This is a genomic window from Micromonospora sp. NPDC005087, from assembly GCF_042872965.1.
Taxonomy (GTDB): Bacteria; Actinomycetota; Actinomycetes; order Mycobacteriales; family Micromonosporaceae; genus Micromonospora.
The window spans coordinates 283,905-304,824 of sequence record NZ_JBIALB010000004.1 but is presented as its reverse complement, the minus strand read 5'-3'; the positions used below and the strand labels follow the sequence as shown (position 1 = coordinate 304,824).

Annotated in this window: 20 protein-coding genes and 1 riboswitch; of the genes, 9 read left to right on the top strand and 11 right to left on the bottom strand. The window is 73.4% G+C overall.

Annotation, left to right across the window (positions count from 1 at the left end; translation table 11 throughout):
* The first annotated feature begins 16 nt into the window (after positions 1-16).
* Positions 17-793: a phosphate ABC transporter ATP-binding protein PstB gene (gene pstB, locus ACFYPS_RS12490; protein WP_089018767.1), complete on the top strand. Its 777-nt coding sequence runs from the start codon at positions 17-19 to the stop codon at positions 791-793.
* A gap of 70 nt (positions 794-863) precedes the next feature.
* Here the strand turns inward: pstB and ACFYPS_RS12485 are convergent, their stop codons facing one another.
* On the bottom strand, positions 864-1,697 hold the full coding sequence (locus tag ACFYPS_RS12485) for an NUDIX hydrolase (protein ID WP_354963564.1): 834 nt from the start codon (positions 1,695-1,697) through the stop codon (positions 864-866).
* A gap of 263 nt (positions 1,698-1,960) precedes the next feature.
* Between ACFYPS_RS12485 and ACFYPS_RS12480 the strand changes: the two genes are divergently transcribed.
* Positions 1,961-2,929 (top strand): Gfo/Idh/MocA family protein, encoded by a 969-nt coding sequence (locus tag ACFYPS_RS12480; protein WP_387324415.1) that lies wholly within the window; start codon positions 1,961-1,963, stop codon positions 2,927-2,929.
* Positions 2,930-2,977: 48 nt separating this feature from the next.
* Here the strand turns inward: ACFYPS_RS12480 and ACFYPS_RS12475 are convergent, their stop codons facing one another.
* From ACFYPS_RS12475 to ACFYPS_RS12465, 3 genes are all read right to left on the bottom strand, one after another.
* A complete protein-coding gene (locus ACFYPS_RS12475) occupies positions 2,978-3,985 on the bottom strand; it encodes an inorganic phosphate transporter (protein WP_354963562.1) in 1,008 nt (335 codons plus the stop codon).
* A gap of 4 nt (positions 3,986-3,989) precedes the next feature.
* Entirely contained in the window at positions 3,990-4,616 is a 627-nt protein-coding gene (locus ACFYPS_RS12470; protein WP_074314917.1) for a DUF47 domain-containing protein, read from the bottom strand.
* Positions 4,617-4,743: 127 nt separating this feature from the next.
* Entirely contained in the window at positions 4,744-5,685 is a 942-nt protein-coding gene (locus ACFYPS_RS12465) for a PPK2 family polyphosphate kinase (protein WP_354963561.1), read from the bottom strand.
* A 146-nt stretch (positions 5,686-5,831) separates the two neighbouring features.
* On the opposite strand from ACFYPS_RS12465, the gene sigJ reads away from it, so the two are divergent.
* Positions 5,832-6,797, top strand: coding sequence for an RNA polymerase sigma factor SigJ (gene sigJ / locus ACFYPS_RS12460; RefSeq protein ID WP_354963560.1), 966 nt, complete (start codon positions 5,832-5,834; stop codon positions 6,795-6,797).
* Between the two features lie 27 nt (positions 6,798-6,824).
* Here sigJ and ACFYPS_RS12455 read toward each other — a convergent pair whose 3' ends face one another.
* Complete coding sequence (locus ACFYPS_RS12455) at positions 6,825-7,331, bottom strand: DUF402 domain-containing protein (RefSeq protein WP_354963559.1); 507 nt, start codon at positions 7,329-7,331, stop codon at positions 6,825-6,827.
* Between the two features lie 102 nt (positions 7,332-7,433).
* Between ACFYPS_RS12455 and ACFYPS_RS12450 the strand changes: the two genes are divergently transcribed.
* A complete protein-coding gene (locus tag ACFYPS_RS12450) occupies positions 7,434-9,641 on the top strand; it encodes an ATP-dependent DNA helicase (RefSeq protein ID WP_387324410.1) in 2,208 nt (735 codons plus the stop codon).
* 14 nt (positions 9,642-9,655) lie between these two features.
* Here the strand turns inward: ACFYPS_RS12450 and ACFYPS_RS12445 are convergent, their stop codons facing one another.
* Positions 9,656-10,843, bottom strand: coding sequence for an AI-2E family transporter (locus ACFYPS_RS12445; RefSeq protein ID WP_387324408.1), 1,188 nt, complete (start codon positions 10,841-10,843; stop codon positions 9,656-9,658).
* Positions 10,844-11,110: 267 nt separating this feature from the next.
* Here ACFYPS_RS12445 and ACFYPS_RS12440 point away from each other — a divergent pair, with 267 nt between their 5' ends.
* Complete coding sequence (locus ACFYPS_RS12440; RefSeq protein ID WP_089018760.1) at positions 11,111-11,449, top strand: co-chaperone GroES; 339 nt, start codon at positions 11,111-11,113, stop codon at positions 11,447-11,449.
* A gap of 80 nt (positions 11,450-11,529) precedes the next feature.
* On the top strand, positions 11,530-11,697 hold the full coding sequence (locus ACFYPS_RS12435; protein ID WP_354963556.1) for a hypothetical protein: 168 nt from the start codon (positions 11,530-11,532) through the stop codon (positions 11,695-11,697).
* A 15-nt stretch (positions 11,698-11,712) separates the two neighbouring features.
* Here ACFYPS_RS12435 and ACFYPS_RS12430 read toward each other — a convergent pair whose 3' ends face one another.
* Entirely contained in the window at positions 11,713-13,191 is a 1,479-nt protein-coding gene (locus ACFYPS_RS12430; RefSeq protein WP_387324404.1) for a PrsW family intramembrane metalloprotease, read from the bottom strand.
* Between the two features lie 23 nt (positions 13,192-13,214).
* Positions 13,215-13,335, top strand: a riboswitch (SAM riboswitch).
* Between the two features lie 70 nt (positions 13,336-13,405).
* Between ACFYPS_RS12430 and ACFYPS_RS12425 the strand changes: the two genes are divergently transcribed.
* Positions 13,406-14,656, top strand: a complete 1,251-nt coding sequence (locus ACFYPS_RS12425) for an aminotransferase class V-fold PLP-dependent enzyme (protein ID WP_387324639.1) — start codon at positions 13,406-13,408, stop codon at positions 14,654-14,656.
* Positions 14,657-14,700: 44 nt separating this feature from the next.
* Here ACFYPS_RS12425 and ACFYPS_RS12420 read toward each other — a convergent pair whose 3' ends face one another.
* A complete protein-coding gene (locus ACFYPS_RS12420; protein ID WP_354963667.1) occupies positions 14,701-15,903 on the bottom strand; it encodes an FUSC family protein in 1,203 nt (400 codons plus the stop codon).
* A 139-nt stretch (positions 15,904-16,042) separates the two neighbouring features.
* Here ACFYPS_RS12420 and ACFYPS_RS12415 point away from each other — a divergent pair, with 139 nt between their 5' ends.
* Positions 16,043-16,699 (top strand): metal-dependent phosphohydrolase, encoded by a 657-nt coding sequence (locus ACFYPS_RS12415; protein ID WP_354963554.1) that lies wholly within the window; start codon positions 16,043-16,045, stop codon positions 16,697-16,699.
* Here the strand turns inward: ACFYPS_RS12415 and ACFYPS_RS12410 are convergent.
* On the bottom strand, positions 16,671-16,955 hold the full coding sequence (locus tag ACFYPS_RS12410) for a DUF4031 domain-containing protein (RefSeq protein ID WP_387324400.1): 285 nt from the start codon (positions 16,953-16,955) through the stop codon (positions 16,671-16,673). The genes ACFYPS_RS12415 and ACFYPS_RS12410 overlap by 29 nt on opposite strands.
* Positions 16,956-17,023: 68 nt before the next feature.
* On the opposite strand from ACFYPS_RS12410, the gene ACFYPS_RS12405 reads away from it, so the two are divergent.
* Positions 17,024-18,424, top strand: coding sequence for an FAD-linked oxidase C-terminal domain-containing protein (locus ACFYPS_RS12405; protein WP_354963552.1), 1,401 nt, complete (start codon positions 17,024-17,026; stop codon positions 18,422-18,424).
* Positions 18,425-18,445: 21 nt separating this feature from the next.
* On the opposite strand, the gene ACFYPS_RS12400 is transcribed toward ACFYPS_RS12405, so the two are convergent.
* Together ACFYPS_RS12400 and ACFYPS_RS12395 are read right to left on the bottom strand one after the other, a co-directional pair.
* The gene (locus tag ACFYPS_RS12400) at positions 18,446-18,982 is read right to left on the bottom strand and encodes a hypothetical protein (RefSeq protein WP_354963551.1); all 537 of its coding nucleotides are present in this window, start codon (positions 18,980-18,982) and stop codon (positions 18,446-18,448) included.
* An 88-nt stretch (positions 18,983-19,070) separates the two neighbouring features.
* Positions 19,071-20,888, bottom strand: coding sequence for a glycerol-3-phosphate dehydrogenase/oxidase (locus tag ACFYPS_RS12395; RefSeq protein ID WP_354963666.1), 1,818 nt, complete (start codon positions 20,886-20,888; stop codon positions 19,071-19,073).
* Between the last annotated feature and the right edge of the window lie 32 nt (positions 20,889-20,920).

Sequence of the window (20,920 nt, the reverse complement as noted above, 5' to 3'; positions counted from 1 at the left end):
CCCCGGAGGTACCACCATGGCCAAGCGCATCGAAGCCTCGAACGTCACCGCCTACTACGGTGCCTTCAAGGCCATCGAGAACATCAACCTGACCGTCGAGCCGAAGACGGTCACCGCCCTGATCGGCCCGTCCGGCTGCGGCAAGTCCACCTTCCTGCGGTCGATCAACCGGATGCACGAGGTGCTGCCGGGAGCCCGGGTCGAGGGCAGCCTGACAATCGACGACCAGGACATCTACGACCGGGACGTGGACGTCACCGCGGTCCGGCGCACGATCGGCATGGTCTTCCAGCGGCCGAACCCGTTCCCCACCATGAGCATCTTCGAGAACGTGGTGGCCGGGCTGAAGCTCAACGGCGTCCGCCGCAAGTCGATCCTGGAGGACGCGGCCGAAAAGGCGCTGCGCTCGGCGAACCTGTGGGACGAGGTCAAGGACCGGCTGGGCAAGCCCGGCGCGGGCCTCTCCGGCGGTCAGCAGCAGCGGCTCTGCATCGCCCGGACCATCGCGGTCGAGCCGCAGGTCGTGTTGATGGACGAGCCCTGCTCGGCCCTGGACCCGATCTCCACGCTGGCCATCGAGGACCTGATGTTCCAGCTCAAGGACAAGTTCACGATCATCATCGTGACGCACAACATGCAGCAGGCCGCTCGGGTGTCGGACCGGACCGCCTTCTTCTCCATCGAGAAGACCGGCGACCCGGGCCGGCTGATCGAGTACGACAACACCCAGAAGATCTTCAGCAACCCGAGCGTGAAGAAGACCGAGGACTACATCACCGGCCGCTTCGGCTGAGCCGCTGGTTCCCGCTCTGCGTGGGGCGTCGGTCGACCTGACCGGCGCCCCTCGGCGTACCCCGGGTGGTTCAGCCGAGCACGAAGCGGGGCTCGCCGTCGGCCGGGAAGTCCATTCGCGGGGTGATCGGGGTGGCGGCGTCCCGGTCGGCCGCCGCCTGGGCAACCCCGGCCAGGTCGCCGGCGGCCGCCACCTGGGCCAGCGTGACGAGGGTCGGCGGCAGCATGGTCAGCTCACCCGCCTCGGCCCGGGCCAGCGCGTCCGCCGGCCGGATCCACAGCGTGTGGTCGGCCTCCCCGGAGACGTCCCGGGTCCGCTGCCCGGCCGGCAGCAGGGCGACGAAGAAGTACGTGTCGAAGCGTCGCGGCTCGAACTCCGGCGTGATCCACCGGCTCCACGGCAGCAGCAGGTCCGAACGCAGCGTCAGGCGCCGGTCGGCGAGCAGCGCGGCGAAGCCCAGCCGGCGCCCCTCCAGGTCCTGCCGGGCCGCCTCCCAGTCGTCACCGCTGACGTCACCCACCACGGTCGCCGGGTCCGGGCCGGCGAGCAGCACGCCGGACTCCTCGAAGACCTCCCGGGCGGCGGCGCAGACCACCGCTTGGGCGGCGTCCGGGGCAACCCCGAGCCGCCCCGCCCACTCACTCGGCGTTGGGCCGGCCCAGTCCAGGTGTGCGGCGGAGTCGGAGCGGTCCACGCCACCGCCGGGGAAGGCGTACATCCCGCCGAAGGTCATCGCGGCGACCCGACGGATGACGTACACCTCGAAGTCGGCGCCGGTCGGACGCAGCAGCAACACGGTGGCCGCGACCCGGGGCACCGCCGGGATGCCGCCCTCGGCCTGGAACCGCCGCGCGTGCTCGACCAGGGCGGCCGGGGCGGCGAAACCGTCACTGTCGATCGTCATGTCGCGAGCCTAGGGCCTGCCCGGCCGCCCCGGCCCGGCCGGTGTGCCGGTCGGCGCCACCCGGACCGCCCTTTGCTCTGCTTCAGCCCACGCAACAGAAGTGATCGGTAACTGTCGCGCCCGCGTAAGCAGAGCAAAGGGGGACGCGCAGGGGCGGCCGGCCGGAGCGGACGAGCCGACCGGGACGTGCACCAGGGTCCCGACGGATGAGCCGGCGGCTGCCGGGCGCCCGGTCGTTCACCCGGCTCGGCTAGCGTGCCGACATGACTCGTTGGGGCATCCTGGCCACCGGCCACATCGCCAGCCGTTTCGCCGAAGACCTCCGGCTGGTGCCGGACGCCGAACTGGTCGCGGTCGGCTCCCGCGCCGCGGACAGCGCGCAGCGCTTCGCCGACAAGCACGGCGCGAAGCGCGCCTACGCCTCCTGGGTGGAGCTGGCCGCCGACCCGGAGGTCGACGTGATCTACGTGGCCACCCCGCACGCCGCGCACTACGAGGCGGCGATGACCTGCCTGACGGCCGGGCGGGCGGTGCTCCTGGAGAAGCCGTTCACTCTCGACCTGGCCAGCAGCACCGAACTCGTGGACACCGCCCGCGCCGCCGGGGTCTTCCTGATGGAGGCCATGTGGATGCGGACCAACCCGTTGGTCATGCAAGCTGCCGAGCTGATCGCGGAGGGCGCGATCGGCACGGTGAGCAGCGTCCGGGCCGACTTCGGGGTGTCCGGGCCCTTCCCACCCGAGCACCGGATGCGGGCCCTGGCGCTGGGCGGAGGCGCCCTGCTCGACCTGGGGATCTACCCGGTCAGCCTGGCCCACCTGCTGCTCGGCACGCCGCAGCACATCCGGTCCTGGGCGAAGCTCGGCCCGGAGGGGGTGGACGAGAACACCGGCATCCTGTTCGGCTACGACACCGGCGCGCTGGCCACCCTGAGCTGCGGCATGGTCGGCTCCAGCGGGCAGTCCGCCTCGATCACCGGCAGCACCGGCCGGATCGACCTGCCGGAGCCGTTCTTCCGGCCGGGTTCGCTGACCCTGTGGCGGGACGGCGCCGAGCCGGAGACGATCACCGCCGACACCGCCGGCAACGGCTACCAGTACGAGGCGATCGAGGTGCAGCGCTGCCTGGCGGCCGGGTTGACCGAGAGCCCGCTGGTGCCGCACACCACCACCCTCGAGGTGATGGCCCTGCTGGACGCCGTACGCGAGCAGATCGGCGTGCGCTACCTGTGATGAAAGGAGGGGCCCCTTCGTTGAGAAGGGGCCCCTCCTTTTACTTGATCAGCCGAAGAGCGGGCGGACCAGCAGGTACGACACGCAGGCGATGAGCGCGGCGGCCGGGAACGTGATGATCCAGGCGATCACGATGTTGCCGGCGACGTTCCAGCGGACCGCGGAGAGCCGCTTGGTCGCGCCCACACCCATGATCGCCGAGGTGATCGTGTGGGTGGTGGAGATCGGCGCCTTCAGCACCAGTGCGTTGAAGTAGAGCACCGCGCTGGCCACCGTCTCGGCGGCGAAGCCCTCCGGCGGACCGAGGTCGATGATCTTGCGTCCGAGCGTGCGGATGATCCGCCAGCCGCCGGCGTACGTGCCCAGGGCCAGCATTGTCGCCGAGGTCCAGAACACCCAGCCGGGGATGTGCGTCTTGTCGTCCTGGAAGCCGCCGGTGTAGAGCGCCAGCACCACGATGCCCATGGTCTTCGCGGCGTCCTGCATACCGTGGCCAACCGACATGGCCGCCGCCGAGGCCGTCTGCGCCCAGCGGAAGCCCCGGTTGAGCTTGCCCGGCTGCCCCTTCCGGAACAGCCAGAGGATGGCCAGCATCAGCAGGTAGCCGAGGGTGAGGCCGACGATCGGCGACAGCACCATCGGCAGGAGGATCTTCTCGCCGATGGTGACCCACTGCACGACGCCGCCGGTGGACAGCAGGGTCGCGCCGACCAGGCCGCCGAAGAGCGCGTGCGAGGACGACGAGGGCAGGCCGAAGTACCAGGTGATCAGGTTCCAGGCGATGGCGCCGAGAACCCCGGCGAAGACCACCCCGAGGCTGGCCACCCCGGTTGGCAGGGTGACCAGGCCGTCACCGACGGTCTTGGCGACCCCGGCGCCGAAGTGGGCCCCGACGAAGTTGCCGACGGCGGCGAGCAACAGGGCGATCCTGGGTGTCAGCGCCCGGGTCGAGACGCTGGTCGCGATCGCGTTCGCGGCGTCGTGGAAGCCGTTGGTGTAGTCGAACGCCAGGGCGACCGCGATCACCGCCAGCACGGCGATGAGTTCGGGAGTCACTGGCTCAGGACTCCTTGACCGCGATGGTCTCGACGGTGTTGGCCACGTGCTCGAAGGCGTCGCAGGCGGCCTCCAGCTCGTCGGCCACCTCCTTCATCTTCAGCACCGTCAACGCGTCGTACTCGCCGGAGAAGAGGCGGACGAGCAACTGCCGGTTGATCCGGTCGCCCTCGTTCTCCAGCCGGTTGCACTCGATCCAGTAGTCCTCAAGGTCCTTCATCGACTTCAGCCGGGGCATCGCCTCGGCGGTCAACTTGGCCTGCTGGTCGAGCACGTTCACCATCTCGTGCAGCTCGCGCGGCAGCGCCGGAAGCTCGGTCAGCCCGTACAGGTAGAGCAGGTCGCCGACCGCCTCCAGGTGGTCCATCACGTCGTCGAGCAGCGAGCCGAGCCGGTAGATGTCCTCCCGGTCGAACGGCGTGATGAAGGTTGAGTTGATCTTCTTGTACAGCTCGTGGGTGATCTGGTCGCTGTCGTGCTCGACCTCGGTCAGCCGCTCGCTGACCGACTGCACGTCGACGCCGGGCAGGGCCAGCTCGTTCAGCAGCTCGGTGCCCCGGACCAGGTTCTGCGCGGCCCTGGTGAAGAGCTCGTAGAAGGCGCCCTCGGTGGGGCGGAAGGAAAACTTCACAGCACAGACCTCGTCGCGTCGGTGGAAGGGGTGCGGTACGCGCGGGCGCCCGCTCGGTGAATGCTAGGAAACGCCAGAACCGCGAATTCGTCGGCCCACCCCTGGTCAGGCCTCATTCACCGGTCGTTCACCTGCTGTTCATCTCGGCCGTCCCATCCGCCACCACTCCCCCAGCACGCAACCGTTCGCGCTCGCGGGCGACGTCGAAATCGGCAGGCGGATACCCCAGATCGAGGGTGTCGAACGTCTCCCTCAGCAGGTGGGCCACCGCCCAGTCCCGGTACCACTTGCGGTCCGCCGGCACCACGAACCACGGCGCGGCGTCCGTGCCGCACCGGCTCAGGGCCTCGGCGTACGCGGCCTGGTAGTCGTTCCAACGGGCCCGGGAGTCGACGTCCGAGGGGTTGTACTTCCAGTGCTTGCGGGGGTCGGTGAGCCGCTCCAGCAGCCGCTCGCCCTGCTCGGCGTACGAGATGTGCAGCAGCACCTTGACCAGGGTCACGCCGTCCTCGACCAGGTCCCGCTCGAAGGAGTTGATCTCGTCGTAGCGGGCCCGCCAGGTGGCCTCCGGCACCAGCGAGCCGACCCGGGCGATCAGCACGTCCTCGTAGTGCGACCGGTTGAACATCCCGACGTACCCCGGCGGCGGCAGTTCCCGGCGGATGCGCCACAGGAAGTCGTGCCGCAGCTCCTGCGCGGTGGGCGGCCCGAACGAGCGGATGTGCAGGCCCAGCGGGTTCATCGCGCCGGCCACCCGCTTGATCGTGCCGTCCTTGCCGCCGCAGTCCATCGCCTGGAGCACCAGCAGCACCCGGCGCGTCGGCCGGTCCGGGTCGGCCTTGGCCATCGCGAAGAGCATCTCCTGCTGCTGGCCCAGCTCACCGCCGACCAGCTCCACCTGCGCGCGGGCCCAGGCCTTGCGGTGCTCTCCGGTCACCTCCGCCCCCGGCAGTCCGGGCGTGGACCGGGGGTCGATCTCCGCGAGATCCACCGGTGCGGCGACCCGCAGCAACTCCCGCACCTGGCCGCCGGCGGGCGCCACGATCTGCGCTTCCTGGGGTGCGCTCATACTCGGATCATCGCCCACCCGCCGACCAACCGCCCGCCGAGCGCCGCCCCACCCCGCTGGGCTGTCACATTCGGGGCCTCCGGCGCGTCCTGTTGGCGGGAGGATGTACGCCGGGAAGGCGCGCCGAACGGGGAGGGTGGTGGGTCGTGCGGGACCTGGCGACGGAGTTCGAGGCCGAGCGTGGCCGGCTGCTCGCGGTGGCCCACCGGATGTTGGGCAGCCGCAGCGAGGCCGAGGACGCGGTGCAGGAGACGTGGCTGCGCTACGCGGGGGCGCTCGCCGACCCGGCGGCCCGCGCCGAGATCCGCGAGCTGTCCGCGTGGCTGACCACCACCTGCGCCCGGATCTGCCTGGACGTGCTCCGCTCGGCCCGGGTCCGGCGGGAGGCGTACCCCGGGCAGTGGCTGCCGGAGCCGGTGGTGAGCCAGGTGGGCGCCGCGGCGCCGACCGACGGCTACGCCCCCGACCCCGCGGAGCGGGCGGTACGTACCGACCAGGTCGGTACGGCGCTGCTGGTGGTGCTGGAACGGCTCGCGCCGGAGCAGCGGGTCGCCCTCGTGCTGCACGACGTGTTCGCGGTGCCGTTCGCCGGGGTCGCCGACGTGCTCGGCACCACCGAGGTGGCCGCCCGGCAGCTCGCCTCCCGCGCCCGCCGGGCGGTCACCGCACCGGACGTGCCCCGGCACACCGCCGACCCGGCCGAGCAGCGGCGGGTGCTCAAAGCGTTCGTCGCCGCCACCGAGTCCGGCGAGCTGGACCCGCTGCTCCGCCTCCTCGCGCCGGACGTCGTCTTCGTCGGCGACTCCGGTGGGCACTTCCCGGCGGCCCGTCGGCCGGTGGTCGGCGCCGAGGCGGTGGGTCGCTTCACGCTCGGCCTGTTCGGCCGGGCCGGGCGGTACACCCAACAGGTGCTGGCCCGGCCGGTGCTGGTGGACGGCGTGCTCGGCCTCCAGTGGGAGACGGTGTACAGCGACGGCCGGCCGCTCCGCATGGTCACCGCCCTCGCCGTGCACGAGGGCCGGATCACCGGCGTGTTCAACCAGCTCAACCCGGAGAAGCTGACCGACCTGCCACCGTTGGGCGACGACGACCGGTGGCCGCCGCGTTGGTGAGCCGGCCGGTCGAGCGCCCGCGCGGGCTCAGACCACCAGGGCCAGCCACTTGCGGTACGAGGTGGCGAACGGCTCGCTGCCGTCGCCGAGCGCGCCGAACAGCCAGCGGGCCGCCGCCTCGGCCTCGACCACCACGTCCTCCGGGTAGCCGTAAAGGGCCCGGTGCTCAGCGAACTCGTCCTCGTCGAGCAGCTCCACCAGACCGGTGGCGCGGCGGCGGACCACGTCCAGGTCCAGGTCGATCAGGTGGACGACGTCGTCGGACTCCCAGTGGGCAGGGGTGGCGATGTCGCAGTAGACCTCGCTGGTCCGCGGTGGCGGGTTGAACATCCCCGTCCACCACGCGTGGTGCGGCACCAGCAGGACGAACGGGATCTTCTCCACCGACGGGCGGCCGTGGTAGACCGACTCGGTGCCGGCCGGCACGCCGAGCCAGATGCCGAGGTCGTCCTCGGCGAGCCGGCGGGCCGGGTAGTCACGGTGGGCGCTGCCGTCGTACTTGCGGTAGATCACTCGGACCACGTCGCTCGGCATGATTCGCACCCTAACCGATACTGCCCACGGGTCGTAGCGCGGCCGTAACCGGACGCTGCCGGACGAGCCGACGGACCGATCGGCGCCGCGCCACGCGGACGGATGGGCTCAGCCCGTGTCGGCCGCGACGGGTACCGTCGCACGGTGACTCCGCCCCGCACCGCCACCGGTTCCGCCGCCCCCTCGGCCCGTGCCGGGAGCCGGCGACGGGGCAACCGACCCAGCGGGGCGGAGCTGCTCGCGGCGGCGGTCGGCGCGGTGCCCGGCGGCGCGGCACGCCCCGGCCAGCAGGAGATGACCACCGCGATCGAGGAGTGCGTGACCAGCGGCGAGCACCTGCTCGTCCAGGCGGGCACCGGCACCGGCAAGTCGCTGGCCTACCTCGCGCCGGCGCTCACCGTGGACGGCCCGGTGGTGGTCTCCACCGCCACCCTGGCGTTGCAGTCCCAGCTGGTCGACCACGACCTGCCCCGGATGGCCGACGCGGTCGAGCCGCTCCTCGGCCGCCGGCCCACCTTCGCGGTGCTCAAGGGCCGCCACCACTACCTCTGCCTGGCCCGGCTGGACAACTCCACCGCCGAGGAGCCGGAGGACACTCTCTTCGACGCCCCGGCCACCCGCCCGGGCGGCGGCGGCACGAAGTGGCTCGGCGAGGCGGGCCGGATGGGCAAGCAGATCGAGCGGCTGCGCGACTGGGCCGAGAAGACCGCCACCGGCGACCGGGACGAACTGGACCCGGGCGTCGACGACCAGGCCTGGCGGTTGGTGTCGATGCCGGCCCGGGAGTGCGTCGGGGCGACCCGGTGCCCGTTCGGGGCGGAGTGCTTCGCCGAGGCGTCCCGGGCCCGGGCCCGCGAGGCCGACATCGTGGTGACCAACCACAGCCTGCTCGCCGTCGACATGCTGGCCGACCGGCACATCGTGCCGCCGCACAAGCTGCTGATCGTGGACGAGGCACACGAGCTGGCCGACCGGGTCTCCTCCGCGGCCCAGGCGGAGTTGGTGCCGGAGTTGATCGACCGGTCCACCCGGCGGGCCCGCCCGCTGCTGCGGCCGGAGACCGCCGAGGCGCTCACCGCGGCCGGTGACGCCCTCGCGGTCGGGCTGGCCGAGGCGCCCGCCGGGCGCCTCACCGCCGGGCTGCCGACGCCGCTGCGGGAGGCGTGCACGCTGCTCGACGCGGCCACCCGCGCCGCGCTGGACGCGATCGGCGACGTCAAGTCTGACGATCCCGACCCGGTTCGCAAGCAGCAGGCCAAGGCGGTGCTGGACGAGCTCTCCACGACCGCGCAGCGGCTGCTGGAGGAGGCCGATCACGACGTGGCCTGGGTGGAGAAGAACGACAGCGGCAGCCGGCGGGCGCTGGTGGTCGCGCCGCTGTCGGTGGCCGGCACCCTGGCCACCCACCTGTACGACGAGCGCACCGTGGTCGCCACCTCCGCCACCCTGGCGCTGGGCGGCCGGTTCGACACGGTGGCCCGCGCTCTCGGGCTGGACGCGCCGCCGCCCGCACCGCCGTCCCCGGCCGCCGCCGCGCTGGCCGCCCGCACCGGCCCGGGCCGTCCGGCGGCCGAGACGCCCGGCCGCCGGCTGGCCGGAGACGCCGCACCCGGCGCCGTCGTGCCGGCGACGGAGGGTCCGGGCTGGCGGTCGCTGGATGTGGGGTCGCCGTTCGACTACGCCCGGCAGGGCATCCTGTACGTCGCTTCGCACCTGCCCCGGCCCAGCGTCTCCGGGCTTCCCGAGGCGGCCGGGGAGGAGCTGCTCGCGCTGGTCGAGGCGCTCGGTGGTCGTACTCTCGGGCTCTTCTCCTCCCGGCGGGCCGCGCAGCAGGCGGCGGAGCTGCTGCGCGCGCGGACCGACCTGCCGGTGCTGCTGCAGGGCGAGGAGGCGCTGCCGCTGCTGGTCCGCCGGTTCCGCGAGGAGCGTTCCAGCTGCCTGTTCGGGGTGATGTCGCTCTGGCAGGGGGTGGACGTGCCGGGCGACGCCTGTCAGCTCGTGGTCATCGACCGGCTGCCCTTTCCGCGGCCGGACGAGCCGCTGGCGGCGGCGCGCGCGGCAGCCGTGGACGCGGGCGGCGGCTCGGGTTTCGCGGCGGTCAGCGTGCCGATCGCGGCGGTCCGGCTGGCGCAGGGGGTGGGTCGATTGATCCGGGCGACCGGTGACCGGGGGGTGGTCGCGGTGCTCGACTCCCGGTTGGAGACCGCCCGCGGCTACGGGCCGTTCCTGCGTCGCTCGCTGCCGCCGTTCTGGTACACGACCCGTCCTGAGGTGGCCCGCGGCGCGCTGCAACGTCTCGCCGGCTCCTGACCGCCCGCGCCGCGTCAGGGAGCCTGCGCGGCGACGACGACGGCGTCGGGCGGGGTGTCCGGGACCGTCCGGGCGGCCAGCCGGCGGATCGCGGTGTTCAGCACCGCGATCAGCGGCACGGACACCAGCGCACCGGTGATCCCGGCGAGCACCACCCCGGCGGCGATACCGATGATCACCGCGAGCGGGTGGATGGCCACCGCCCGGCCCATGATCAGCGGCTGGAGGACGTGCCCCTCCACCTGCTGCACGCCGATCACCGCGCCCAGGATGATCAACGCGGTGACCGGGCCGCTGTCGACGAGCGCCACCAGCACCGCCACGCCACCGGAGAGCGCCGCGCCGACGATCGGGATGAACGCGCCGAGGAAGACCAGCGCGGCCAGCGGGAAGGCGAACGGGACGTCGAAGATGACCAGGAAGATGCCGATGCCCACCGCGTCGATGAAGGCCACCAGCACGGTCGCCCGGACGTAGGCGCCGAGCGTGTGCCAGGAGGCGCGGCCGGCGTCATCGACCTTCCAGCGGGCGGCCACCGGCAGCAGCCGGACCAGGAAGCGCCAGATCCGGTTGCCGTCGCGCAGGAAGAAGAACGTCGCGAAGAGCACCAGCAGCGTGCCGGTCAGCACCTCGGCCAGCGTCGCCGCGGTGCTCAGCGCCCCGCTGGTGAGATCCGAGGTGTTGGAGTTGATCCAATCCTGCGCCTCGTCGATGTAGCGGTTGAGCTGGGTGTCGGAGAGGTGCAGCGGACCTGTCTTCAGCCAGTTCTGGATCTGCCGGACGCCCTGCGAGGACTTCTCGCTCAGCTCCGGCGCCCCCTTGATGAACTCGTTGACCACCAGGGTCAGCGTGCCGATCACTCCCGCCAGGCCGCCGACCAGCACCACCGCCGTCGCCAGCGACCGGGGCAGCCGCGCCCGCAGCAGCCAGCCCACCGCCGGTGCGAGCAACGCCGAGAGCAGCAGGGCGATGGCCAGCGGGATGATCACTATCTTGATGGTGCCGACGATCCGGAGCAGCGCCCAGGCCACCAGCCCGATCACGATCAGCCGCCAGCACCAGGCGGCGGCGATCCGCAGCCCGTGCGGGACGTCCGCGTCGTCGCGGCTGGCGGTCGAGCTGTGCACGTCCGTCGGGGGTTCCGCGCCGACGACCGTGGCCGACGGCGGCGCGGCCGGCCCGGGCACGGCGGGGGACGCCACCCGAGGCTCCGCGCGGTCGCTCGACGCGCTCCGATCGCCGCGAACCGACTCCCGTCCCGACTGGTAGGCGCGGCGGAGCCGCCCGCGTACCCGCTCGAAGCGGCTCAAGCGCACCTCCTGGCAGAGAACCGGTCGGCCCACAACGACAGGCCGGACAGCTTACGTCCGCTCCCGACACCATAGGGTAGTTCCGCCACACATTGCCCCGGTCGCCTCGGGCGTAACCACCGTCGGGCCGGCCGTCGGCGACACGGTAGCGTCTGCGGCGTGACCGCCGACCAGGATCTCGACGCCGGCCTGCCGATCCGCCTCCTGCACGACCGCGTGCTGGTGCGGATGGAAGGCAGCGAGGGCGAGCGCCGCTCCACCGCCGGCATCGTCATCCCGGCGACCGCCGCGGTCGGCAAGCGCCTCGCCTGGGCCACCGCCGTCGGGGTGGGGCCGAACGTCCGCGCCATCGTCTCCGGCGACCGGGTGCTCTTCGACCCGGACGACCGCTCCGAGGTCGAGCTGCACGGCCGCGGGTACGTGCTGCTGCGGGAGCGGGACGTACACGCCGTGGCCGCCGAACGGATCGAGAACGACTCCACCGGCCTCTACCTCTGACGCGCCTCCCCGGCCACCACGCCGTTTGCCGGGCCCCGCTACGGGAAGCCATCCGGCGACCGTGGCCCTGGGGAGGGACGATGCCGGTATTCGTGAAGAAGCTGCTGGCCTGGGGCAGCGTCGCGTTCCTGATCTACTTCATGGCGTTCCGGCCGGACGGCGCGGCGCAGATGTTCAAGGCGATCGGGGCCGCGCTGGTGGCGATGGCCCAGGGGCTCGGCGACTTCCTCACCACCATGATGACCTGAGCCGGCCGCCAGCCGTCACTGGTGACCGGACGGCCAGGACCCCGCCGGTGGGGGGCCGTACCAGCCGGGCGGGGCATACCCCAGCGGAGGCGGCGGCGCGGCCAGCACCACCGGGATCGGCACCACCGGCTCCTCCGGCGCGGCCACCGGACGCTGCGAGCCGTCCGGGAAGCGCAGGTGGTAGCGACTGCCGTCCCAGACTCCGGTCGGGGCCTGCGGGTCCCGCCCCACGAAGAACGACCGGTACGCGCTGATCGCCTCCAGCAGCTCCCGCTCCTCGGTGGCCGTCCGTTCCCGGTCAGCGGGCTTGCGATCCAGGCCGCGCAGCGACCCGTCGCGCAGCAGGGCCAGCCGGGTGGCGGCGAACTGGTACCCACGCATCGCCCGCACCCCGGCGTCCCCCGCCACCCGACGCGCCCAACTGCGGGCCGCGTGCCGGCGACCGAGGCTGCTCAGCGCGGCCACCTCGGGTGGGCTCAGCCAGCCGGCGCGCACGTAATCCGGCAACGTGCGCTCGGTGAGCCGTCCCTCCCACGCGCGCAGCCACACCGCCAGCCCCACCATGCCGAAGAAGATCGGCACCATCAGGCCCAGGAAGCCGTACAGCATGATCACCGCCTCCCCGGTGGCCTGGGTGAGCGTCGGCAGCAGGTTCCAGGTGCCGTGCAGCATCATCGCCAGCAGCAGACCCGCGACCGGGGCGAGCACCCGCACGCGCCGGTCGGCGGTACGGGCCGCGACACCGAGCCCCACACCGGTCATCGAGGTGAACAGCGGATGGGCGAACCCGAACAGCAGGATCCGGACGATGAAGATGGCGATGACCTGTTGAGTGCCGGTCGCCGGGCCGTACCGGTCGGCGCCGGCCGCATAGCCGTACCCGCCCAGGTAGAGGATGTTCTCCACCATGGCGAAGCCGACCGCGGAGAGCCCGCAGTAGACCAGGCCGTCGGTGATCCCGGACCACTCCCGGCGACGGAACACCAGCAGCAGGATCGGGCCGAGGGCCTTGGTCAGCTCCTCGATGAACGGCGCCACCAGCACACCGGTGAGCGCGGACGGCAGCCCCCAGTCGGCGAACCGCGCGGCGGCGAACTCATTCACGGTGAGCGATGCGGCGGTGGAGACGAACGCCCCCCAGGCGAAACAGAAGATCAGGTACTTCAGCGGCTCCGGCTCGTATCGGTCGAGCCAGAGGAAGCAGGCGACCAGCACCGGCACCGGCAGGATGGCGGCGACCACCCCGATCAGCAGCGCCCGTACGCCGAGCGACTGGCCGAGCGTGAAGACCATGAACACCGCGCACCCCGCGATGAACAGCACCACCCCCGCCAGCACCAGGAACCGCCGCCACCCCAGTCGGCGCAGCGGCATCCGGGGCGCCGCGCCGGCGGACGGGGCTGCGGGCGCGGGCGGCGACGGCAGGGGTGCACCGGGCGGGGTGTCGGCCATGCGGTCAGCGTAGCCATCCGCCGCCGGCTGGTCCGGGCCCATCGGCAGCCGCTATGCTGCCGGCAGGTCACGAGCGCCAGCGTCAAGCCCCGGCTTGCTGGCCGGCAACCCTCGTCGAGTTCGCGGTGGGGTGCCCCGGGTGATGACCGGGCCCAGCCCGATCGGTGTGCTGGGCAAGCGCGGACCCCGTCCCGACATCGCACCCGGGGTCCCTGACCCCGGAGGTTCCGGCGTGTCCGTCACCCTCGTACCCTCGCTGCCCACCCGGTCCGGCAGCACGCCCGCGCCGGCCCCGTCGCGGCCGCTCGACGTGCTCGGCGTACCGGGCGAGATCAACCTCGACTACGCGGCCACCGCGCCGTGTGCGCGGGCCGCCGCCGACGCGGTGTCCGAGCTGCTGCCCTGGTACGCGAGCGTGCACCGGGGCGCGGGAGCGCTGTCCCGGCGCTGCACGCTGGCCTACGAGCGGGCCCGGCAGACGGTGGGCGACTTCTTCGGCGCCCGCGCCGACGACCACGTGATCTTCACCCGCAACACCACGGATGCGCTGAACCTGCTGGCGCGGGCGGTGCCCGCCGGCACGACGGTGGTCACCTTCGCCGGAGAGCACCACGCCAACCTGCTGCCCTGGCCGCGTGGCTCGGTACGGCTGCCGGTGCCCACCGAGCCCGCCGAGGCGGTACGCGCCCTCGCCGCCGCCCTCGCCGAGCTGCGCCGGGACAGCAACCCGGCGCTGCCGGTGCTGGTCGCGGTGACCGGGGCGAGCAACGTGACCGGCGAGCGCTGGCCGGTCGCCGAGCTCGCCCGGGTCGCCCACCGGCATGGGGCACGGATCGTCCTCGACGCCGCACAGCTCGCCCCGCACGCACCGGTCGACCTTCTCGCGCTCGACGTGGACTACCTGGCCGTCTCCGGCCACAAGCTGTACGCGCCGTTCGGCGCGGGCGTGCTGGTCGGCCGGGCGGACTGGCTGGACGCCGCTCCGCCGTACCTGGCCGGCGGCGGCGCCACCAGCCACGTCGGGCCGGCCACGCACGACGTGACCTGGGCGACCGGCCCGGCCCGGCACGAGGGCGGCACGCCGAACCTGCTCGGTGCGGTGGCGCTGGCCGCGGTGTGCGCGGCGCTGGCCGGGGCGGACCAGGCGACGCTGGCCGCCAGCGAGCAGGCGTTGCTGACCCGGCTGCGGACCGGCATCGCCGCCCTGCCGCACGTGGTGGAGCTGCGCACCTTCGGCCCGGACGCGCCCCGCGTCGGCATCGTCTCGTTCGTGGTCGCCGGGTGGGACTCGGCCGAGGTGGCCGCGCGGCTGGCCGCGGACCACCGGATCGGCGTACGGGACGGGCTGTTCTGCGCCCACCCGCTGGCGCGGCGGCTGCTCACCGAGGCGGCGGGGCGCACCGGCCGGCGGGATCTGCCGCCCACCGCGCTGCGCGCCAGCATCGGCCTGGGCAGCACGCCCGCCCAGGTGGACCGGCTGCTCGCCGCCCTCGCCACGCTGGGCTGAGCCGGGCCGGCCGGTGGCGTGAGCCGGGCCGGCCGGCGGTGCGGTCAGCCGACCGGTGGGGCGGTGGGCGGTTTCGGCTTCTCGCCCGGCTCGGCCGGTTCACCGATCGGCCGCTCCTGCTCCCCGAAGGCGGTGCGGATGCACCGGTTCGCCTCCTCCTGCTCGATTCCGGAGGCCACCAGCAGGTCACTCGCCGTGGTGCGGATCTGGGCGATCACCACGCTGCCCGAGAAGCCGACCCCGGCGCCGTACGCCCGACCGGCCTCGCTGACCGCCCGCAGTGACCTCTCCCGGGCCTTCTGTGGCTCCTCGCCCACGGCGAACTCGTGCTTGAGCAACCGGACCGACTCGGCGAGGTGGTTCATCGCGTCGGGCATCGGATCCGGCACCGGTTCCTCGTCCTCGATCAGCGTGACGGACCGGCGGATCAACGTGCCGGTGTTTCGCATCGCCCGGTCGATCGGATCCGCCGCCTCCGCGTAGTGGGTCAGCTCGTCGCGCCGGTGCCAGCGGGCCGGGGACAGGGTGGCGGTCTCCTTCGCCCCCTCGATCGCCTCGGCCAACGTGGCCAGCTCCTCCTTGTTGTTCCGCAACCGCTCCAGGGCCTGCTGGACCGTGGCGCGGTCCTGGTTGCGCAGCCCGTCGGCGGTGGCGTCGAGCTGGGCGGCGAGCAGGTCCAGCGCCGGCCGGGCGGCGCGGTTGATCACCCGGAGCGGGTTCAGCGGCAGCAGCACCGCCGTCACCAGCAGCGCGACCCCACCGCCGAGGAACGCGTCGACGAAGCGCGGAATCTCCAGGTTCTGGGTCGACGGGCTCAGCGTGACGATCAGCACCGCCGTGGCGGCCGCCTGGATGACGATGGCCACGCTGGCCCCGGCGAAGATGGTGAGCAGGATCGCCACCGTGACCACCAGGCCGAGCTGCCACGCCCCGGTGCCGAGCAGGTAGATGAGGAAGTCGCCGATGGCCACCCCGATCCCCACCCCGACGATCAGCTCCACGGTCCGGCGAAACCGCTGCCCGACCGACGCGGCCAGGGTGCCGACCGCGGAGATCGGCGCGAAGACCGGCTGCGGGTTGCCGAGCACCCGGTGCGAGATGAAGTACGCCAGCCCGGCGGCGAGCCCGGCCTGCACGGCCAGCCCGCCGGCCATCCGCACCCGGTGCAGCCGGTCGTGCAGGGTGGCCCGGCCACGGTGCCGCAGCTCCTCGGTGGCCTCGGCGATCCGCGCGCCGTCGACGTCCACCAGCCCTTCACGCAGCGGGGTGCGCCGCACCAACGGAGGTCGTTTGTCCCGGGCCACGGCCATGGGCGCGACTACCCGAGGCAGGCCTACTGAATCCTCCCGCTCCGCACGTGGCGGGAGGATGCGGCAGACTCGGGCGGTGGCCGATCTGCTGGACCGGTGGCGGGCGGCGGCCCGGGGCGCCGGAGCGAAACCCGGCGCGGGCTCGACGCGGGCCGGGGAGCAGCTGCTCGCCCGCTGGCGGGAGCCGCACCGGCACTACCACACGGTGGGCCACCTGACCGCCGTGCTCGACGTGGTGGACCGGCACGCCGGGCTGGCCGACCGGGCCGACCTGGTCCGGCTGGCTGCCTGGTGCCACGACGCGGTCTACGACCCGCGGGCCGCCGGCGACGCCAATGAACGGGACAGCGCCACGCTGGCCGGGAGCGTGCTCAGCGCGCTCGGCGTGCCGGCGCCCGCGGTGGCCCAGGTGCGCCGGCTGGTGCTGCTCACCGCCGGGCACGCGGTGGCGCCAGGTGACCGGGACGGCGCCCTGCTCTGCGACGCGGACCTCGCCGTGCTGGCCGCGCCGCCGGCCGCGTACGACCGCTACGCCGCCGCCGTCCGGCAGGAGTACGCACACGTGCCGGAGCCGGCTTTCCGGGCCGGACGGGCCGGGGTGCTCAGCGGGCTGCTGGCGCTGCCCGCGCTGTTCCGGCTGCCGCCGCTGTCGAGCCGGTGGGAGCAGCCGGCCCGGGCAAACCTGCGCCGCGAGCTGGCCACGCTCATCGGGCCGCCGGAGGGCGCGGGTTGACCAGGTGCTTCGGGCGACGCAGGCCGGCGTCGCGGAGCAGCCGCACCAGCTCCCGGCTCGACACCACCCGGGCCCCGAGCCACACCGCCGCCGCGAACCGGTCGGCCGGGATGTCGTAGTGGTCGCGGTCGAAACCGCGTCGGGCCGCGCCCAGCGCCTCGGCGAAGGCGTGCAACTCGGCGTACGAGAGGTCGCTGATCAGATGTGACCAGAGCCGACCGCGCCACGGCCAGGCAGGCCGGTCCAGGTAGAGCATGGTGCCCAAGCTAGCCCGCGCAGACGATCATGTTGATGATCGGCGGCGGGCGACCTAGCCTCAGCTGCATGGCCCCCACTGCACTCATCGACGAGCTGCGCGCCGCGCTGGGCGAGAGCGTCGTGCTCACCGACCCGGACCTGCTGCGCATGCACGAGCGGGACGAGGCCGACCTCTGCGCCGCCGGCACCCCGCTCGTGGTGACCCGCCCCCGCGACACCGAGCAGGTGGTCGCGGTGATGCGGGCGGCGGCGCGGCACGGCGTACCGGTGGTGCCGCAGGGCGCGCGGACCGGGCTGGCCGGCGCGGCGAACGCGGTGGACGGCGCGGTGGTGCTGAGCACGGTCGCGATGGACGAGATCCGGGAGATCGACCCGGTGAGCCGGATCGCGGTGGTCCAGCCCGGGGTGGTCAACGCGACATTGGCCGCGGCGGTCGGCAAGCAGGGGCTCTGGTACCCGCCGGACCCCGGTTCCTGGGAGTCGTCCACCATCGGCGGCAACGTGGCCACCAACGCCGGCGGCATGTGCTGCGTCAAGTACGGCGTGACCACCGAGTACGTGCTCGGCCTGGAGGTGGTGCTCGCCTCCGGCGAGGTGCTGCGCACCGGCCGGCGTACCGCCAAGGGAGTGGCCGGCTACGACCTGACCCGGCTCTTCGTCGGTTCGGAAGGCACCCTCGGGGTGATCACCGAGGTGACCGTGGCGCTCAGGCCCGCACCGGCCGACTCGCTGACCCTGGTGGCGGTCTTCCCGTCCACCGCGGCGGCCGGCGCGGCGGTGGCCGCGATCGCCGCCCGGGGGCTCACTCCCAGCCTGCTGGAACTGCTCGACCAGACCCACCTGCGGGCCATCGAGGCGTACCAGCCGATGGGGCTGCGGACGGACGCGCAGGCCCTGCTGCTGGCCGCCGCGGACACCGGCAGCCGGGCCGCCGACGACCTGGCCGGCCTGGCCGAGGTGTGCGAGGCGGCCGGGGCCGACGAGGTCTACGCGGCCACCGACGCGGTGGAGGCGGCGGCGCTGCTGCAGGCCCGGCGGCTCGCCCACCCGGCGATGGAGAAGTTCGCCGCCGACGCGTACCCGGGTGGCAACGGCGGTCTGGTGATCGACGACGTGGCGGTGCCGCGCGGTTCGCTCGCCGCGCTGCTGGACGGGGTGGCCCGGATCGCGGCGGAGTGCGAGGTGCCGATCGGCGTGGTGGGCCACGCCGGGGACGGCAACATGCACCCGAACATCGTGGTGGACCGCGCCGACCCGGCGAGCGTGGAGCGGGGTCGGCGGGCGTTCGACGAGATCATGCGGCTCGGCCTGGCCCTGGGTGGCACCTGCACCGGTGAGCACGGGGTGGGGCTGCTCAAGCGGGACTGGCTGGCCCAGGAGATCGGCCCGGTCGGGGTCCGGGTGCACCAGGCGATCAAGTCGGCGCTGGATCCGGCCGGTCTGCTCAACCCCGGCAAGGTGCTCTGACTGACCTGACCTCGGCCGGGGTCAGCCCTTGACCTCGGCCGGGGTCGCCTGGGTGAGCAGCAGCAGGATCTCCCCGGCGACCGGCGGGCGTTCCTCGCCCGGGCAGTCCTGCGAGGTGATCAGCCCGGCGGAGGTGAGCAGGCTGGAGGTCAGCGCGTCAATGCAGGTGACCCGGTACTGCCGGACCTGATCGGTCTCGTTCGCCAGCTTCGGGTCGGCCAGCAGCACCTGGAGCCGTTCGGTCTGCTCCGGGGCGAGCCGGCCCCGGGAGGTGACGCCGTCACCGGCGCAGTCGAGGCACTGCCACGTGCCGTCCCGCTCGACGCTCAGCGTGCGTATCGGGCCGTCCGCACCGAGCCGCTGCAAAAGGCTGACCTGACCCGCGGCGACCGTCGTCGGGATCTCCGGCACCGGCCCGCCGGCCGCCGTGCCGACCGGCGGTTGCGCAGTCGGTGTGCCGCCGGTGTCGCGGTCGAACAGAGAACACCCGGCGAGCGCACCGGCGAGCGCCGTGGCGAGGAGAGGAATGAGCAGGCGGGAGCGCGCGCGGGAAAGCACGCGCGGAAACCTACCCCACCCTAGATAGCAGCCGAAACCACCATCCGGGCCGGTATCGATGGTTACCCTTCGGTAACGTTATTTTTCGTCACCGAGCGGACGGACGCAACTCGGCCTGATCGTCGTCGCCACCCCGGTCCGCCGCGTAACCCCGTACATCCGGGGCGCCCAGCCGGACCGCGTCCGCCGCGGCGTCGTCCGGCATCTGCTGAGACTGCCGTTCCGCCTCCACCCGGGCGCGGTAGTGCTCGACCTCGCAGGCCCGGGTGGCGGCGTCCCACCCGAGCACCGCGCCCATCAGCTCGGCGGTGTGCTCCGCCGACTCCAGCCCCCGGTGGCTGGTCTCGAAGGAGATCCGCGTCCGCCGGGTCAGCACGTCCTCCAGGTGCAGCGCGCCCTCGGCCCGCGCCGCGTAGGCGACCTCCGCGGCCAGGTACTCCGGCGCGCCGGCCAGCGGGGAGGCGAGCAGTGGATCCGCGTCGATCAGCGCGAGCAGATCCAGGGTGAGAGTGCCGTACCGCTCCAGCAGGTGCTCCACCACACCCACCGGCACACCGTGCCGCCGGGCCAGGTCGGCCCGATCCCGCCACATGGCCGGGTAACCGTCCGCGCCGAGCAGCGGCAGGTCGGCGGTGCGCGACGGGCGGGTGCCGCCCAGCCGGCGGGCGGCCCGGTCCACCACATCGGAGGCCATGACCCGGTACGTCGTGTACTTGCCGCCGGCCACCAGCAGCAGCCCGAGCATCGGCTCGAAGACCGCGTGCTCCCGGGAGAGCTTCGAGGTGGAGTCGGCCTCACCGGCCAGCAGCGGCCGCAGCCCGGCGTAGACGCCCTCGATGTCGGCCGTGGTCAGTGGCCGGTCCAGCACGACGTTGACCTGCTCCAACAGGTAGTCGATGTCGCGGGCCGACGCCGCCGGGTGGGACCGGTCCAGCCGCCAGTCGGTGTCCGTCGTGCCGATGATCCAGTGCCCGCCCCACGGGATGACGAAGAGCACCGAACTCGCCGTGCGCAGGATGAGCCCGGTCTCGCCGGTGATCGCCGAGCGGGGCACCACCAGGTGCACCCCCTTGGAGGCGCGCACCCGGATGCCGGGCCGCAGGCCCACGTCGTTGAGCATCCGGGACATGTCGTCGCTCCACACGCCGGTGGCGGCGATGACGGTCCGGGCCTGCACCTCGAACTCGGCGTCCGGGGAGCCGGCCGGCGCCTCCAGGTCGCGGACCCGGACGCCGGTCACCTCGCGCGCCTGCCGGATCAGCCCGACCGCACGGGTGCTGCTCACCACCGTGGCGCCGAGGCTGGCCGCGGTGCGGGCCAGGGTGACCACGAGCCGGGCGTCGTCGACCTGCCCGTCGTAGTAGCGGATCGCCCCGGCCAGCGCGTCGGCCCGCAGGCTCGGGAAGATCCGCCGGGCCCCCTCCCGGGTCAGGTGCCGGTGCAGCGGCATACCCCGGCCACCGCCGAAGACTCCGGCGAAGGCGTCGTAGGTGGCCACGCCGGCGCCGTAGTACGAGCGGCGGAAGATGCGGGCGGGCAGACCCCGCAGGCCGTTACCGGCCGGCAGCGGCACCAGGAACGGCACCGGGCGGACCAGGTGCGGCGCGAGCCGGGTGGCCAGCAGGCCCCGCTCGGTGAGCGCCTCGTGGACCAGGTGGAACTCCAACTGCTCCAGATAGCGCAGGCCGCCGTGGATGAGCTTGCTGGACCGGCTGGAGGTGCCCGCGGCGAGGTCGCGCGCCTCGACCAGGGCCACCTTCAGGCCCCGGGACGCCGCATCCAGGGCGGCGCCGGCACCGGTCACCCCACCCCCGATGACCAGCACGTCGAAGCGCTCCGCGCGGAGTCGGCGCAGGTCGGCGGCCCGGCGCACCGGCGAGAGCTGCCCGGCGACGGAGCGGGAGATGTTGGGGTCACGCACCTGTCCACCGTAACCGC

Bases quoted from the DNA above. Each gene is read 5' to 3' on its own strand.
- pstB (WP_089018767.1), top strand. From the start codon at position 17: ATGGCCAAGCGCATCGAAGCCTCGAACGTCACCGCCTACTACGGTGCC.
- ACFYPS_RS12485 (WP_354963564.1), bottom strand. From the start codon at position 1,697: ATGACGATCGACAGTGACGGTTTCGCCGCCCCGGCCGCCCTGGTCGAG.
- ACFYPS_RS12480 (WP_387324415.1), top strand. From the start codon at position 1,961: ATGACTCGTTGGGGCATCCTGGCCACCGGCCACATCGCCAGCCGTTTC.
- ACFYPS_RS12465 (WP_354963561.1), bottom strand. From the start codon at position 5,685: ATGAGCGCACCCCAGGAAGCGCAGATCGTGGCGCCCGCCGGCGGCCAG.
- ACFYPS_RS12455 (WP_354963559.1), bottom strand. From the start codon at position 7,331: ATGCCGAGCGACGTGGTCCGAGTGATCTACCGCAAGTACGACGGCAGC.
- ACFYPS_RS12450 (WP_387324410.1), top strand. From the start codon at position 7,434: ATGGGCTCAGCCCGTGTCGGCCGCGACGGGTACCGTCGCACGGTGACT.
- ACFYPS_RS12435 (WP_354963556.1), top strand. From the start codon at position 11,530: ATGCCGGTATTCGTGAAGAAGCTGCTGGCCTGGGGCAGCGTCGCGTTC.
- ACFYPS_RS12430 (WP_387324404.1), bottom strand. From the start codon at position 13,191: ATGGGCCCGGACCAGCCGGCGGCGGATGGCTACGCTGACCGCATGGCC.
- ACFYPS_RS12410 (WP_387324400.1), bottom strand. From the start codon at position 16,955: ATGCTCTACCTGGACCGGCCTGCCTGGCCGTGGCGCGGTCGGCTCTGG.
- ACFYPS_RS12405 (WP_354963552.1), top strand. From the start codon at position 17,024: ATGGCCCCCACTGCACTCATCGACGAGCTGCGCGCCGCGCTGGGCGAG.